The sequence below is a fragment of the Synechococcus sp. CCAP 1479/10 genome (assembly GCF_019038515.1).
Taxonomy (GTDB): Bacteria; Cyanobacteriota; Cyanobacteriia; order PCC-6307; family Cyanobiaceae; genus Cyanobium.
In genome coordinates this window covers 60,265-72,292 of sequence record NZ_JAFKRJ010000038.1, presented here as the reverse complement: position 1 = coordinate 72,292, position 12,028 = coordinate 60,265, and the positions used below count along the sequence as shown (strand labels likewise).

The window sequence follows — 12,028 nt, the reverse complement described above, 5'->3', positions numbered from 1 at the left end:
CGGGGATGACGTGTATGTGATCGGCTTGGGAGGAGAGCGAAAGGAGATCAGTGACGTGGATTACGCGAGCGGCAACCGTGATGTGGTCCAGTATCAGAACCTGCGTTCCCAGGACATCACATCGACCGAGCGTCACGGGAGCCACCTGATTCTCCGTGACTCTAGAGGTGGCCAGTTGAAGGTGGAGAACTACTTTGCCTCAGAAGTCCATCGTATTGAGGCTTTCCAATTCACCAACGGTGTTGTCTGGGGGGATGGCCATCTTCGCGACCGCGTCGTGGTCAGTGGTGCCACGGTAGGGAATGACACGCTTGGTGGCTTCAATGATATGGCCAACCGCATCAATGGGTTGGACGGCCATGATCTTCTTTACGGGGGTGTCCTGAACGATGCTCTGACAGGAGGGAATGGCAATGACACTCTGCATGGGGGAGACGGCGATGACATCCTTGATGGTGGCGCTGGTCATGATGCGCTCCATGGTGGGAGAGGGCGGGACCGCCTTATCTCCGGTACGGGGAATGACACCCTTGTCGGTGGCGAGGGAGATGACACCTATGTGATTGTCAGAAGTGGTGCCATCAAGACCATCACGGACTATGAACCCAATGTGACGAGCAAGGATGCGGTGACCTTCTCCAATCTGCGATCCACTGATCTCGTGTCGACTCGACGGCAGGGGGGCAACCTTGAAATGAGGTTTTCCACCAGGGATCTGTTGGTGGTTTCGAATTACTTCGTCTCCAAGGATTATGGAGTAGAGACTTTTCGGTTCTCCAACGGTGTCACCTTCGGTGAAGCAGACGTCCTTGCACTTATCCCCCCGGTTTAGCGCTCTTCGCCGCATCCCCATCATTCGGCCGGGGCCGATAAATCGCCACCCCGATCACATCCGGCACCCGGGCTGCGTACGTCTCGAAGTTCTTGCTGCGGATCACCCCCGCCCCCTCCGCCGCGTGGATGGCATCCACCACCCCGTCGCGCTTCTCCAGGAAGCCCACGTGGGTCACATCCAGCCCCGGCACCTTCGTCACCAGCGCGAAGATGTCGCCGTTGCGCAGCGACGGCAGCACCCCCGGCAGCGCCGCCAGTGGGATGTAGGCCTGCTCAAGCACCAGGTTCTTTTCCAGCTCGGTGATGCACTGCTTGTTGCGGGCCAGCTGCATCGGCTTGTAGCTCTTGATGTGGTTGCTCATGAAGTTGAGCGCCACCGTGCGGCTGCTGGCCCCCGGCAGGAACGGGGTGAGGTTCACCACATAGCCGTTGCGCTCGGCCGCCTCGGCCCAGCGGCTGAAGTAATGCTGCCGGCGGCAGTAGTCCACCTCCCCATCCACGTAGCGCAGCCGCCGCACGTGCTGCGTGAAGCGCTCCACCCCTTCGTCCTGGGTGTCCACCTTGCGGCTGTTGCTCAGCGCCAGCAGTTGCTCCACGAACAGGAAGCAGTCGAAGTTGCTGAGATCCAGCACCAGCTGTTCCTTCGGGCCGCCATCGAGGGAGAACCCCTTGAAGGGGTAGTCCAAGAACCGGCGCGCCAGTTGCACCAGCGCCTGGTTCATCGGCGCCCAGGCGGTGGCGTCGATCGCCTCCATCGCCAGCACCCGCGTTTCCCCCACGAATTTCGGTGTCGGATCCCCCAGGGCCACGCCACCCGGCAGGGGGGGTAACGCCGCTGCCACGCGGGGGTTGGCGGGGGTGGCGTGGCGCAAGAGCAGGTTGGCCGCCGCAAAGCTGGCTCCGGCCGTCATCAGCACCGCCAACACCAGCAGGAGAGTGGGTTTACGCATCCAGCCGCCACCGCCGCGGCGACCCTACAGCCGCCCTCAGGCGGCGCTGCTCGCCAGCCACTCCCCCAGGCCCACCGCCGGCTGTTGGGGGCTGCTGGTGATCTCGATGATGCGGCCGATCGCCGCCGGGCTCTCCACCGCATCCAGGCACACCCGCGCCACCAGCCGCCGCGGAATGCTGTCGCTTTCCTGTTGGTCGGGCCCGCTGAAACGGATCCCCTCGGCCTCGATCCCTTCTTCTGTTTCCTTCAGCCCCCCGGGGCGCACCACCGTCCACTCCAGGCCGCTGGCGGCTAGCCAGCGCTCCCCCACCCCCTTCCACACCAGGATCAGCCCGAACAGGTTGAGCGGATGCAGCCAGCGGCCGCTGCACAGGGAGCTCACCAGCACCACCCGCTTCACCCCGGCGGCCTTGCAGGCGGCGATCTGGGGCCGCATCGCCAGGGCATCCACCTTCAGCGGCCCGGCCAGATCCACCGACGGCCGCGCCCCGGTGGCGATCACCAGGGCGTCGCAGCCCGCCAGCGCCGCCGCCAGGGCCTCCGTATCACCCAGCTCCAGCCGCACAACTTCCGCGCCGGCGAGCCCAGGCGGCACCTCCGAGGCGGGCCTCAGGATCGCCTTCACCCGCCAGCCCCGGCCCAGGGCCTCTTCCACCACCCGCCAGCCCGTCTTGCCTGAAGCTCCGGCCACGGCGAGGCAGGTCATGGGCGGTCTGGGTCCAGAGCATTGACCTCCATTCTCGTGGCCCACAGGTTTGGATGGCGACAGCCAGCAAGGGGCCGTCTGGGTAGGGTGGAGAAATGGCCGAAATGGTTCTCGAAGTCAGCCACCTCAGCGTGCGGCGCGAGGGTGTCATGGCGGTCGATGACGTCAGCTTCCAGCTGCTGGCCGAATCCGACACGGCCTTGGTGGGCCCCAACGGCGCCGGCAAGAGCACCCTGGTGCAGGCCATCCTCGGCATCCTGCCCCGCCAGGCCGGCCAGGTGCGCTTCCTGGGCTGCAGCCTCGGCAGCCACGGCCAGCTGCCGCGCGAGCTGCGTGCCCGGCTCGCCTATCTGCCCCAGACCCTGATCCCCCGCGGCCGCTTTCCGCTCACGGTGGCCGAGTTCGTCGGCCTCGGCTGGGATCCGCCGGGCCTGGCCCTGCCCTGGCTGGGCCGGGAGGCCCGCCGCAGCGCCGTCCGCGAGGCCCTGCGCAAGACCCTCTGCGCCGACCTGGCCGACCGGCTGCTCTCGGAGCTCTCCGGCGGCCAGCTCAAGCGGGTGCTGCTGGCCTCCTGCGTGGTGCGCCCCCGCCGCCTGCTGGTGCTCGACGAGGCCCAGGCCGGCCTCGATGCCCGCGCCGCCGAGCAGTTCCACACCCTCCTCTACCAGTTGCGCCGCAGCGAGGGCTGGACGATCCTGCAGGTCTCCCACGATCTTGAGATGGTGCGCCGCACCTGCGACGCCGTCCTCTGCCTCAACCGCAGCCTCCGCTGCCACGGCACCCCCGACCACGCCCTCAGCCCCTCCCGGCTCGAGCAGATCTACGGCCTCGGCTTCGTGCCCTACCACCACCGGCACCCTGCTCAGCGGCCAGCGCCCCCCGAGGACGCCCCGCCGGGCTGAGCGGGCACCGCTGCCGCCGGCAGGGGGCGGCCGAAGTCGGTGGGCTGCTGGACCAGCCAGCGCAGGGTGGCCCGATCCCGCGCGCTCAGCGCCAGCACCGGCCGGGGCCCCGGCACGGCCGCCATCGCGTCGGCCGGATCATCGCTGTGGCCCCACAGGCCGAAGGCATGGCCCAACTCATGCAGGGCCGTGGCTTCGGTGGCTTCGGGCCGCTGTCCCGGGCTGATCAGCACCCGCACCTGGGGCTCCAGGATCCAGCCCGTGCCCCGATCCACCGCCAGCACCGCCAGCTCGGCCCGGCCATGGCTGGCCCGTGAGCGGCCCGAGGCCTCCCGGCGCAGGGGAGGCCGGCGCCGCAGGATCCGCACCTGGGCCGCCGCCGGATCCGCCACCCGGGTGATCGCCAGCTCCTGACCCCAGGTGCCCAGGGCCCGCTCCACCGCGCCGAGCCAGCGCTCGTCCCACATCTGGGATGGCCCTTCGCTGGCCGCCGGCTCCACCCAGACGCACCAGTGATCAAGCCGGGCCCAGCCGAAGGGTGTTGGACGCAGCCACTGCCGGTAGTCCGTTGCGCTGGGCGGGGCTGGAGGGGATTGGCCAGGCGTGGGGGGTGGCATCGCGGCAGCCACCGGCGTGTCCCCCACCGGCCGACTGGCCCGGCTGGGGGCACAGCTGGAGCCGGCCGCCGAAGGGGGCCCTGCCAGCGCCGGCAGCAGCAGGGCGGCCACGGCCCCGCCCAGCACCAGCCCGAGGGGCCAGCGCCGGCCCATCAGCCCGCCAGACCGACGCCGCGGGCCATCAGGGCGGCCATCAGGGGAATGGTGGCGAAGCCCGCCAGCTCGATGTTGAGCACCCAGCGCAGGCGGTTGGCCAGGGCCTCGCTGACTTTGGGCAGCTCCCCCTTGCGCAGGGGGATGGCCCAGAGGATGTAGGTGATGGTGGGGTAGAGGGAGAGGGCGCCCACCGCCAGGTAGGTGCCCACCTTCCACCAGAACAGGGGGTTCTCGGTGTAGAAGCTGGAGCCCTGGCCGAAATAGAGCACCCGCAGGATGCCGCTCAGCAGCACCCCCAGGGCGGCCAGGCCGTAGGTCACGTCCGTGATCACCATCAGGATCGCGTCCTTGCGGTCAGGGTCGGGCCGGATCAGGCGCCGCTCCAGCACCAGGGCCCCGAAGCAGACCATGAAGCTCAGGTAGTGGACGTAGGCCACTCCGGCGCTGGAGAGCACCTCGGAGGGGATGGAGAGAAGCCCGGCCATCGGCTGGTGTCAGGTGATCGACCCGGACGGTAGCGGCTGGCTCCCGGGCGCCGGGAACCCGGGACGGCACTGGAAGGAGCAAATCAGCACAAATTATGGAAACAACTGGCGATTTCAGGGTCCGTATGTGGAAGCCGCAACGGAACACTGAAGGCTTTCTGTTCGTTTCAGGAACATCCGGAAACAACCCTAGGTTCGACACAGCGATTCAGATGCTCTATGGCGAGTTCCCTCAGTGCCTTTCTCGGCGAGATTGGCCGCCATCAGCTGCTCACCCCTGAGCAGGAGCTCACGCTCGGGCGGAAAGTGCAGGCGATGGTGAGCCTCAACGAGCGTTGCTCCCAGGCCGGCGGCAGCGGCCCTGCCTGCGATTTCAATGATCTCGAGAGGCGCACGCTGCGCACCGGGGAGCGCGCAAAACAGCAAATGGTGACAGCCAATCTGCGGCTCGTCGTCAACCTCGCCAAGCGTTATCAAGGCAAGGGTCTGGATCTGCTTGACCTGATCCAGGAAGGAACCATCGGTCTGACACGCGCGGTCGAGAAGTTCGACCCCACCCGCGGTCACCGATTCAGCACTTATGCCTATTGGTGGATTCGCCAGGGCCTCAACCGGGCCCTCTCCACCCAGAGCCGCACGATCCGGATTCCGGTCAACGTCAACGAGAAGCTCACCCGGCTGCGGGCCGCCAAGGCGCGTCACCTCCAGTCCCACGGCTCCTCACCCAACGCCGCCGAGCTGGCCACCGCCATGGGGCTGCCCGTGGCCGAGGTGGAGGATCTGCTGGGCTGTGAGCTGCGCAGCGTCACCGTGAGCCTGCAGGGGGCCGTGCGCTCCAAGGCCGATCCCTCCGAGCTGGTCGACGTGCTGCCCAGCAACGAGCCGGCGCCGATGGAGCGGGCCGAGCAGGCCGAGCGCACCGAATCGGTCTGGACGCTCCTGGAGAAGTCCAACCTCACCCCCAAGGAACGCACGGTGGTGATGCTGCGCTTCGGGCTCGACGGCAGCCACGAGTGGCGCACCCTGGCCGAGGTGGCGCGGCAGCTGGAGTGCAGCCGCGAGTACTGCCGCCAGGTGGTGCAGCGGGCCCTGCGCAAGCTCCGCAAGACCGGCATCGAGAGCGGCCTGGTGGAGGAGTGAAGGGAGGGGGATCCGCCCCTCGTCCTTCCGCCGCCAGCGCCCGCAGAATGAGCTGACGCCCTTCCCGTGGCGTGTTCCTCTCTCCGAGCAGATCGCCATGGCTGGTGCCCCTTCGGCCACTGCCTTCGCTGACCAGGCCTTTGCTGACCAGGCCGCCTCTGACCAGGCCACCTCTTCCCAGGCCGGCGCCGGCCAGGACCCCGTCGACGCCGAGGTGCTCGAGAGTTCGGTCGTCGATGAGGCCTTGCTGGTGCGGCTGCTGCGCCGGGCCGGCCGCACCATCGCCCGCCCCGCCTTCGAGTGCCTGGAGCTGCTGCTTGATGGCGGCACGCCGCCCCAGGTGCGGCTGACGGTCCTGGCGGCTCTCACCTACCTGCTGCTGCCCCTCGATGTGATCCCCGACTTCATCCCGGCGGCCGGCTTCAGCGACGACATGGTGGCCCTCACCGCCCTGCTTGGGCTCTGCAGCACCCATCGCACCCCGGCGATCCGTACCCGGGCCCAGAGCCGGCTCGACCGCTGGTTTCCCCTGTCCCGCCGGCAGGGGTAGGGTCCGGCGATGCCCGCCTCCGCCCCCACCCTCAGCCCGGAGCAGCTCGACGAGCTCCAGAGCCTGCTCAAGGACTGGTTGCGCCTCAGCGGCCGCACCCAGTCCGACCTGCGTCGGGCCCTGCGGGCCGGTTCGATCCGCATGCCCGTGCTGATCGCCGAGCTGCACCTGATCTGGAGCCGCCAGGGCGCCGCCGGGCTGGCGGAACGGCTCTGCGCCATCGAGGCCGGCTGGCTCTGCGAGGAACCCGGCGGCGAAGCGGATCCGGCTGCAGACGATGGCCTGCTCAAGGATTCCATGGGACAGCTGGACCTGCTGCTGCAGGAAATCCGGGCGGACGGCGGCAGCTGAACGAGCTGGCGATCCGCCCTGGCGGGCCCGGCGACCAGCCCCCAGAGTGGGGTCTGAACGATTCTGCGGCCCCAGCCGACGCCCACCACCATGAACGCCTCCGCCGTCCTGCACCGCGCCCTCCCCTGGTCCCTGCGGACCGCCACAGCCCTCGTGGCCGGCCTGAGCTTCACCGCTGCGGCCCAGGCCCAGGTGGAGTCCTTCATGCTCAAGCGGGGTGGCAATGTGGGCCCGGAAACCCAGATCAAGCCCACCAACTGCGTCACCGGGCCGGATGGCTCCGTCACCTGCGACACGGTGATCGAGAATCCCCCCAGCGACACCCCGGCCCAGCCGAACTTCCAGCCCTTCAAGAACTGATGCCACGCCTGCAGCGGATTTTCCAGGACAAGCCCTTTCTCCACCTGATCGACCGGGGTGAGCGCCTGGTGGCCAAGCTCCTGGCCGTCATGCTGTTCCTGGTGCTGGTGGTGGCCGCCCTCAAGTTCTCCGTTGAACTGCTCTTCCAGCTGGTCGATCCCGCCGTGCGCTGGGAGGGGGAAGGGCTCATCGCCGTGCTGGGCGATCTGCTCAACCTGCTGATCGCCATCGAGGTGCTGCAGAACATCACCTCCTACCTGCGCCGCCATGTGGTGCAGATCGAGCTGGTGCTGCTCACGGCGATCACCGCCGTGGCCCGAAAGGTGATCGTACTGCCCCCGAATGCTGAGAACAAGCCGATGCTGGTGGTGGGCCTGGGGGTGGCGGTGCTGTGCCTGGCGGCGGCCTTCTGGATGGTGCGCCAGATCAACGAGCGGGAGGTCAGTGAGCGGGAGGCGCTGGCCAGAACAGGGCCAGCCAGATCGTTCCAGGCGGCGGGTCACTCGCCAGCACCCGGTGGCGACGGCCCGCACTGATCAGCAGGGCATCGCCGCAGGCGAGGGCGCGGGGTTCGGCCTCATCGGCGAACTGCAACGTGCCACTCCCCTGCAGCAGCAGCACCCACTCATGCTCCGCCTGGTCGTACCAGAAGCCCTCGGGGCTGCGGGCGTTGCACGAGTGGATCCGCTCCAGCCGCAGCTGCGGCGTCTCCAGCAGCACGGTGGTGACCTCCTCCCCGTCGGCGGGGCAGGGGCTCCGCACCAGGGAGGCCCCGCCATCCCCTGCGTCGGCCGCGTTCCCCTTCCCCGGAGCCATCTCCCCCCAGCGGCGGCCGATCTCGAAGCCGCGGGAGCGGGCCAGGGCCACCACCTGATGGTGGTCGCCGCAGTCGCGCAGGGCCCGGCGCAGGCCGGGGTCGGCCTCGCTCAGGGCCACGAAGGCATTGAGCTGGCGCACCTTCTCCAGGAACTGCTGCAGCTGGGCTTCGGCCATGGGGGCAGGCGGGCTGGCGTCAGAGCAGATCCTTGCCCATCCGCCAGCGCAGGAAGGCGACGCCGCCGAGCGTCACCGTCTCCTCGTCGTCCACCACCCAGCCACGCCGCTCCAGCAGCGGCCGCGACAGCTGGCTGGCCTCGGTGCGCAGGCGAGCCACCCCCCGGGAGCGGGCGTGCTGTTCCAGGGCCTCCAGCAGGGCGCTGGCCCGGCCCTGGCGACTGGAGCGGCCCCGGCAGTAGAGCAGGGAGAGCCGGTCGGCGGGATCGAGAAGGGCAAACGCCTCGATGATCGTGTCGTCGTGGTGGGCGGTGCTCACCAACCCATGGCCGCGTAGCAATGACGACCGGAAGTCATCATTGCGACCGGCCTGTTGCGACCAGGCCTCGATCTGCGACGGGCTGTAGAGGTTCCCGGCCTGGCTGATGACCGCTTCGTGATACACGGCGATCAGCTGCTGGCAATCATCGGGCCGGAGAGGACGGATCGGCAGCATCGAGGCGGTGGTTGTGCATTGATTGTGGCGGCTATCGGCGGAAGGCTGATCGCGCTGGTGTATGTTTTACCTCTAACCTCTCACCTGCCTCCACTTACATACCATGCTGACTGGATCGGAATTACTGGCCAAGGTCAAGGAGCTCGGCGATGTCGGCAAGTCCGAGATCGTGCGGGCCTGTGGCTATGTTTCCACCAAGAAGGATGGCGCCGAGCGCCTGAACTTCACCGCCTTCTACGAGGCCCTGCTCGAGGCCAAAGGGGTCGAGTTCGGTGCGGCCGGCAAGGTGGGTAAGGGCGGGCGCAAGCTCAGCTATGTGGCCACGGTGCAGGGCAACGGCAATCTGCTGATCGGCAAGGCCTACACCGCCATGCTGGATCTCAAGCCCGGCGATGAGTTCGAGATCAAGCTGGGCCGCAAGCAGATCCGCCTGATCCCCGCCGGCAGCGCCGACGACGAGGATTGATTTCCTGGCGTCGCCTGGTGTCATTCCTGGTGGCCTTGGTGCTGCTGCTGGGCCTGATCGTGTCGCCGGCAGCCCTCGGCTTCCCCGGCGCCGCCCTGGCCCTGGCAGCCGCGCCGCCCGAGCCCGTCGCCCTTCAGAACGCCCTTGAGGCTGATGTCACCGACGGCAGTGTTCTCAGGCTGGGCGTTCTCGACGCCGGCAGCTCCCTGTTCGGGGCCCACTGCGCCGGCTGCCACCTCCAGGGGGGCAACATCATCCGCCGCGGCAAGACGCTGAAAATGGCGGCCCTTGAGCGCAACGGCATCACCTCTCCGGAGGCCATTGCCGCCATCGCCGCCGGCGGTGTGGGGCAGATGGGCGGCTATGCCCAGTCCCTGGGCGAGGGCGGGCCGGAGGCGGTGGCGGCCTGGGTTTGGCAGCAGGCCCTCGACGGCTGGCCCCGCGCCTGAGCCGTCGTCGGCTCAGAAGGCCTGGATCCAGGGGTGGATCTCCACGGCGGTCCAGATGCCCTGCCGCCAGTAGATGTCCCCCTTGACGAGGCCTTCCACCGTCTCCTGATTGTCAGCCTCGTAGAGGCCGAACACGAAGCGGGTGTCGGCCGTGGGGCCCAGGGTGACCAGCACGCCCTCCTCCTTCTGGTGTTTCAGTCCGGCCAGGTGCTCCTCCCGGAAGGGGACGCGGCGCTCGAGAACGTCGGCGCAGTAGGTGCCCCAGAGGACGAATTTCATGGGCGAACGGCGGTGGCCGCCGGGTCGGGGTGAACGCCCCTCAGCCTTTCATCCCCCACGCCCCTCGGCGTTCTTCTGAAACACCAGCAGCCGGTTGTTGGCCGGCATCGGTTCATCGTCCTGCAGGTGCAGCCCCAGGCCGGCGGCCTTGTGCTGGATCACCTCGGCGTCACGCACTCCCATGGCCGGATCCAGCTGGCGCAGGTGGGCGTCGAAGGCTTCGTTGCTGGCGGCGGTGTGGCGCTCGCCATAGCGGAAGGGCCCGTAGATGAGCAGCAGGCCGTCAGGCGCCAGCACCCGGGCAGCGCCGGCCAGCAGGTGGGGCACCGCCGCCGCCGGCATGATGTGCAGCGTGTTGGCCGTGAACACCGCCTCGAAGGGGCCGGCGGGCCAGTGGGGCTGGGTCACCTCCAGCACCAGCGGTGGCTCCACCTGGGCCCCCGGCGCCAGTCCGTCCCGGCCCTCCAGGGCAATGCGTGCGGCCAGGCCGGCCAGGGCCTCCTGGCACTCGCTCGGCTGCCAGCGGACCCCCGGCAGATGGCGGGCCATGTGGATGGCGTGCTGGCCACTGCCCGAGCCCACCTCCAGCACCCGGCTGCCGGGGGCCAGCCAGCGGCGCAGCTGCGTCAGGATCGGCTCCTGGTTGCGCAGGCAGGCGGGCGAGAACGGCAGGGCATCGGCATCCATCGGCCCATCATGGGGGCAGCTGCCCCATGGCCATGCCTGTTCCTTCCCTGCTCGCCGTCCTGCTGCTGGCGCTGGCCCTGGGCGCTTGCGCCCCTGCCCTCTGAGGCTGGTTCAGAGCGGCTGGTCGAGGGCCGCGCGCAGCTCGGCGGCGAAGGCGCCGGCATCGGCGGCCACATCAGCGCCGCTCTGGTGGGCCGCGGCCATGCGCCGGACCAGGGCGCTGCCCACGATGGCGCCGTCGGCGCCCCAGCGGCGCACCTGGAGGGCCTGCTCACCGGTGGCGATGCCGAAGCCCACCGCCACCGGTGTGGGGCCCAGCTCCCGCAGCCGACCCACCAGCGGACCCACCCGGTCCTCCAGGCTGGTGCGCACCCCCGTCACCCCGGTGACGCTCACCAGGTAGGTGAAGCCGCGGCTGGCGGCATGGATGCGGGCCATGCGCTCGGCCGGGGTGTTGGGCGCCACCAGCAGCACCAGATCCAGGCCATGGCCGGCGGCGATGGCGGAGAGCTTCTGGGCCTCCTCCAGCGGCAGATCGGGCACCACCAGGCCGGCGGCACCGGCGGCGGCCGCCTCGCGGCAGAAGCTGTCCATGCCCCGGTTGAGCAGGGGGTTGCTGTAGGTGAACAGCACCACCGGCACGCTGAGCCGGCCCCGCAGGGAGGCCAGCATGTCCAGCACCCGGCCCGGCGTGGTGCCTGACGCCAGGGCCCGGCTGGCGGCGGCCTGGATCACCGGGCCATCGGCCAGGGGATCGCTGTAGGGGATGCCCAGCTCGATCAGGTCGGCACCGGCGGCCTGCAGGGCCAGCAGGCTGGCGGCGGTGACCGAGAGATCGGGATCGCCCGCCATCAGGAACGGCATCAGGGCGCAGCGCCCAGACGCCCGCAGGGCGGAGAAACGTTCCTGGATCAGGGTGGGGGCGGTGCTGGGGCCGGCGGTGGCGGCGACGCTCATCGGGCCGGAGGGCGGGACGGTGCTCCTGAGCCTATGGGGTCGTCCGTGGGCACCCCGAGGGGCTCACATCTCGGCATCGGCCTGCAGCTGCCCCACCTCGGCCAGCAGCTTCGCCTGCTCCTCGGGGCTGAGGGCCTCGAACTTGCGCTGCAGCTCCTCGTCGGTGACGGCGTCGTAGGCGGCCCGGTAGCGGCGCCGCTGCTCCATGTAGGTCATCTTGCCGCCCACCACCCGCAGCAGGTAGCTGGCGGTCCAGCCGAGCACCACCAGCATCAGCAGGGCCGAGGCGGCGATGCCGGGGGAGAAGCCCTCCAGGCCGCTGGAGCGGAACACCCAGTAGCCACCACCCCCGATGGCGAAGACCACCAGGCCCAGCAGGATCGCCTGTGCGCGGGTCACGGATCAGGCCTCGCCCTGGCCCGCCATGCGCAGGTTGAGGAAGGGGGCGAACAGGATCAACCCCGGGAAGAACAGGAACACCATCCCGTAGATGGCGGTGCGCTCGATCTTGCCCATCACATACCAGCGCTTGTGCATCCACCAGTAGAGCGCCAGGGGCACCACCAGCAGGTAGGCGCCGGCCAGGGCCAGGTAGGCGCCGATCACCAGCAGGGTGTCGAGCGGCAGGCTGCTCAGGGCCACCGGGGA

At 69.2% G+C, this 12,028-nt stretch carries 20 protein-coding genes; 9 read left to right on the top strand and 11 right to left on the bottom strand.

Going from position 1 to position 12,028, the window contains the following annotated elements; all coding sequences use genetic code 11:
* Positions 1-832, top strand: an 832-nt coding sequence (locus KUG39_RS14410; protein ID WP_286193190.1) for a calcium-binding protein, incomplete at its 5' end; no start/stop codon positions are given.
* Here KUG39_RS14410 and KUG39_RS14405 read toward each other — a convergent pair.
* Together KUG39_RS14405 and KUG39_RS14400 are read right to left on the bottom strand one after the other, a co-directional pair.
* A complete protein-coding gene (locus KUG39_RS14405; protein ID WP_216915797.1) occupies positions 816-1,784 on the bottom strand; it encodes an N-acetylmuramoyl-L-alanine amidase-like domain-containing protein in 969 nt (322 codons plus the stop codon). The genes KUG39_RS14410 and KUG39_RS14405 overlap by 17 nt on opposite strands.
* A gap of 36 nt (positions 1,785-1,820) precedes the next feature.
* The gene (locus tag KUG39_RS14400; RefSeq protein ID WP_216915794.1) at positions 1,821-2,492 is read right to left on the bottom strand and encodes an SDR family oxidoreductase; all 672 of its coding nucleotides are present in this window, start codon (positions 2,490-2,492) and stop codon (positions 1,821-1,823) included.
* A gap of 95 nt (positions 2,493-2,587) precedes the next feature.
* On the opposite strand from KUG39_RS14400, the gene KUG39_RS14395 reads away from it, so the two are divergent.
* A complete protein-coding gene (locus KUG39_RS14395; RefSeq protein ID WP_216915792.1) occupies positions 2,588-3,394 on the top strand; it encodes a metal ABC transporter ATP-binding protein in 807 nt (268 codons plus the stop codon).
* Here KUG39_RS14395 and KUG39_RS14390 read toward each other — a convergent pair.
* Together KUG39_RS14390 and KUG39_RS14385 are read right to left on the bottom strand one after the other, a co-directional pair.
* Positions 3,355-4,164: a zinc metalloprotease gene (locus KUG39_RS14390; RefSeq protein ID WP_216915790.1), complete on the bottom strand. Its 810-nt coding sequence runs from the start codon at positions 4,162-4,164 to the stop codon at positions 3,355-3,357. The genes KUG39_RS14395 and KUG39_RS14390 overlap by 40 nt on opposite strands.
* On the bottom strand, positions 4,164-4,652 hold the full coding sequence (locus KUG39_RS14385; protein ID WP_216915788.1) for a DUF2214 family protein: 489 nt from the start codon (positions 4,650-4,652) through the stop codon (positions 4,164-4,166). Before KUG39_RS14385 ends, KUG39_RS14390 begins: the two co-directional genes overlap by 1 nt.
* A gap of 219 nt (positions 4,653-4,871) precedes the next feature.
* Here KUG39_RS14385 and KUG39_RS14380 point away from each other — a divergent pair, with 219 nt between their 5' ends.
* The 5 genes from KUG39_RS14380 (at position 4,872) to KUG39_RS14360 (ending at position 7,589) form a co-directional block, all read left to right on the top strand.
* A complete protein-coding gene (locus KUG39_RS14380; protein WP_094584797.1) occupies positions 4,872-5,792 on the top strand; it encodes a sigma-70 family RNA polymerase sigma factor in 921 nt (306 codons plus the stop codon).
* A 97-nt stretch (positions 5,793-5,889) separates the two neighbouring features.
* Positions 5,890-6,342: a YkvA family protein gene (locus tag KUG39_RS14375; RefSeq protein ID WP_286193189.1), complete on the top strand. Its 453-nt coding sequence runs from the start codon at positions 5,890-5,892 to the stop codon at positions 6,340-6,342.
* A gap of 9 nt (positions 6,343-6,351) precedes the next feature.
* On the top strand, positions 6,352-6,693 hold the full coding sequence (locus KUG39_RS14370; protein WP_216915786.1) for a hypothetical protein: 342 nt from the start codon (positions 6,352-6,354) through the stop codon (positions 6,691-6,693).
* Positions 6,694-6,783: 90 nt separating this feature from the next.
* Positions 6,784-7,053 carry a hypothetical protein gene (locus tag KUG39_RS14365; RefSeq protein WP_216915784.1) on the top strand — a complete coding sequence of 90 codons (270 nt, stop codon included), beginning with the start codon at positions 6,784-6,786 and terminating at the stop codon, positions 7,051-7,053.
* Positions 7,053-7,589, top strand: coding sequence for a phosphate-starvation-inducible PsiE family protein (locus KUG39_RS14360; RefSeq protein ID WP_216915782.1), 537 nt, complete (start codon positions 7,053-7,055; stop codon positions 7,587-7,589). Before KUG39_RS14365 ends, KUG39_RS14360 begins: the two co-directional genes overlap by 1 nt.
* On the opposite strand, the gene KUG39_RS14355 is transcribed toward KUG39_RS14360, so the two are convergent.
* Complete coding sequence (locus tag KUG39_RS14355; protein ID WP_216915780.1) at positions 7,495-8,046, bottom strand: Nif11 domain/cupin domain-containing protein; 552 nt, start codon at positions 8,044-8,046, stop codon at positions 7,495-7,497. The two genes, KUG39_RS14360 and KUG39_RS14355, sit on opposite strands and share 95 nt — an antisense overlap.
* Positions 8,047-8,065: 19 nt before the next feature.
* Positions 8,066-8,542, bottom strand: a complete 477-nt coding sequence (locus tag KUG39_RS14350) for a GNAT family N-acetyltransferase (protein WP_094584792.1) — start codon at positions 8,540-8,542, stop codon at positions 8,066-8,068.
* 103 nt (positions 8,543-8,645) lie between these two features.
* Here KUG39_RS14350 and KUG39_RS14345 point away from each other — a divergent pair, with 103 nt between their 5' ends.
* Both KUG39_RS14345 and KUG39_RS14340 read left to right on the top strand, forming a co-directional pair.
* The gene (locus KUG39_RS14345; RefSeq protein ID WP_015110844.1) at positions 8,646-9,008 is read left to right on the top strand and encodes an AbrB family transcriptional regulator; all 363 of its coding nucleotides are present in this window, start codon (positions 8,646-8,648) and stop codon (positions 9,006-9,008) included.
* Between the two features lie 17 nt (positions 9,009-9,025).
* Positions 9,026-9,457, top strand: coding sequence for a c-type cytochrome (locus tag KUG39_RS14340; RefSeq protein ID WP_353617394.1), 432 nt, complete (start codon positions 9,026-9,028; stop codon positions 9,455-9,457).
* A gap of 12 nt (positions 9,458-9,469) precedes the next feature.
* On the opposite strand, the gene KUG39_RS14335 is transcribed toward KUG39_RS14340, so the two are convergent.
* The 5 genes from KUG39_RS14335 to KUG39_RS14315 form a co-directional block, all read right to left on the bottom strand.
* Positions 9,470-9,736, bottom strand: a complete 267-nt coding sequence (locus tag KUG39_RS14335) for a YciI family protein (protein WP_094584790.1) — start codon at positions 9,734-9,736, stop codon at positions 9,470-9,472.
* 48 nt (positions 9,737-9,784) lie between these two features.
* Positions 9,785-10,423 carry a DUF938 domain-containing protein gene (locus KUG39_RS14330; RefSeq protein ID WP_216915778.1) on the bottom strand — a complete coding sequence of 213 codons (639 nt, stop codon included), beginning with the start codon at positions 10,421-10,423 and terminating at the stop codon, positions 9,785-9,787.
* A gap of 111 nt (positions 10,424-10,534) precedes the next feature.
* Complete coding sequence (gene trpA, locus KUG39_RS14325; RefSeq protein ID WP_216915776.1) at positions 10,535-11,380, bottom strand: tryptophan synthase subunit alpha; 846 nt, start codon at positions 11,378-11,380, stop codon at positions 10,535-10,537.
* 63 nt (positions 11,381-11,443) lie between these two features.
* On the bottom strand, positions 11,444-11,779 hold the full coding sequence (locus KUG39_RS14320; RefSeq protein ID WP_094584787.1) for a DUF3007 family protein: 336 nt from the start codon (positions 11,777-11,779) through the stop codon (positions 11,444-11,446).
* 3 nt (positions 11,780-11,782) lie between these two features.
* On the bottom strand, positions 11,783-12,022 hold the full coding sequence (locus tag KUG39_RS14315; protein WP_216915774.1) for an NAD(P)H-quinone oxidoreductase subunit L: 240 nt from the start codon (positions 12,020-12,022) through the stop codon (positions 11,783-11,785).
* Positions 12,023-12,028: the final 6 nt, after the last annotated feature.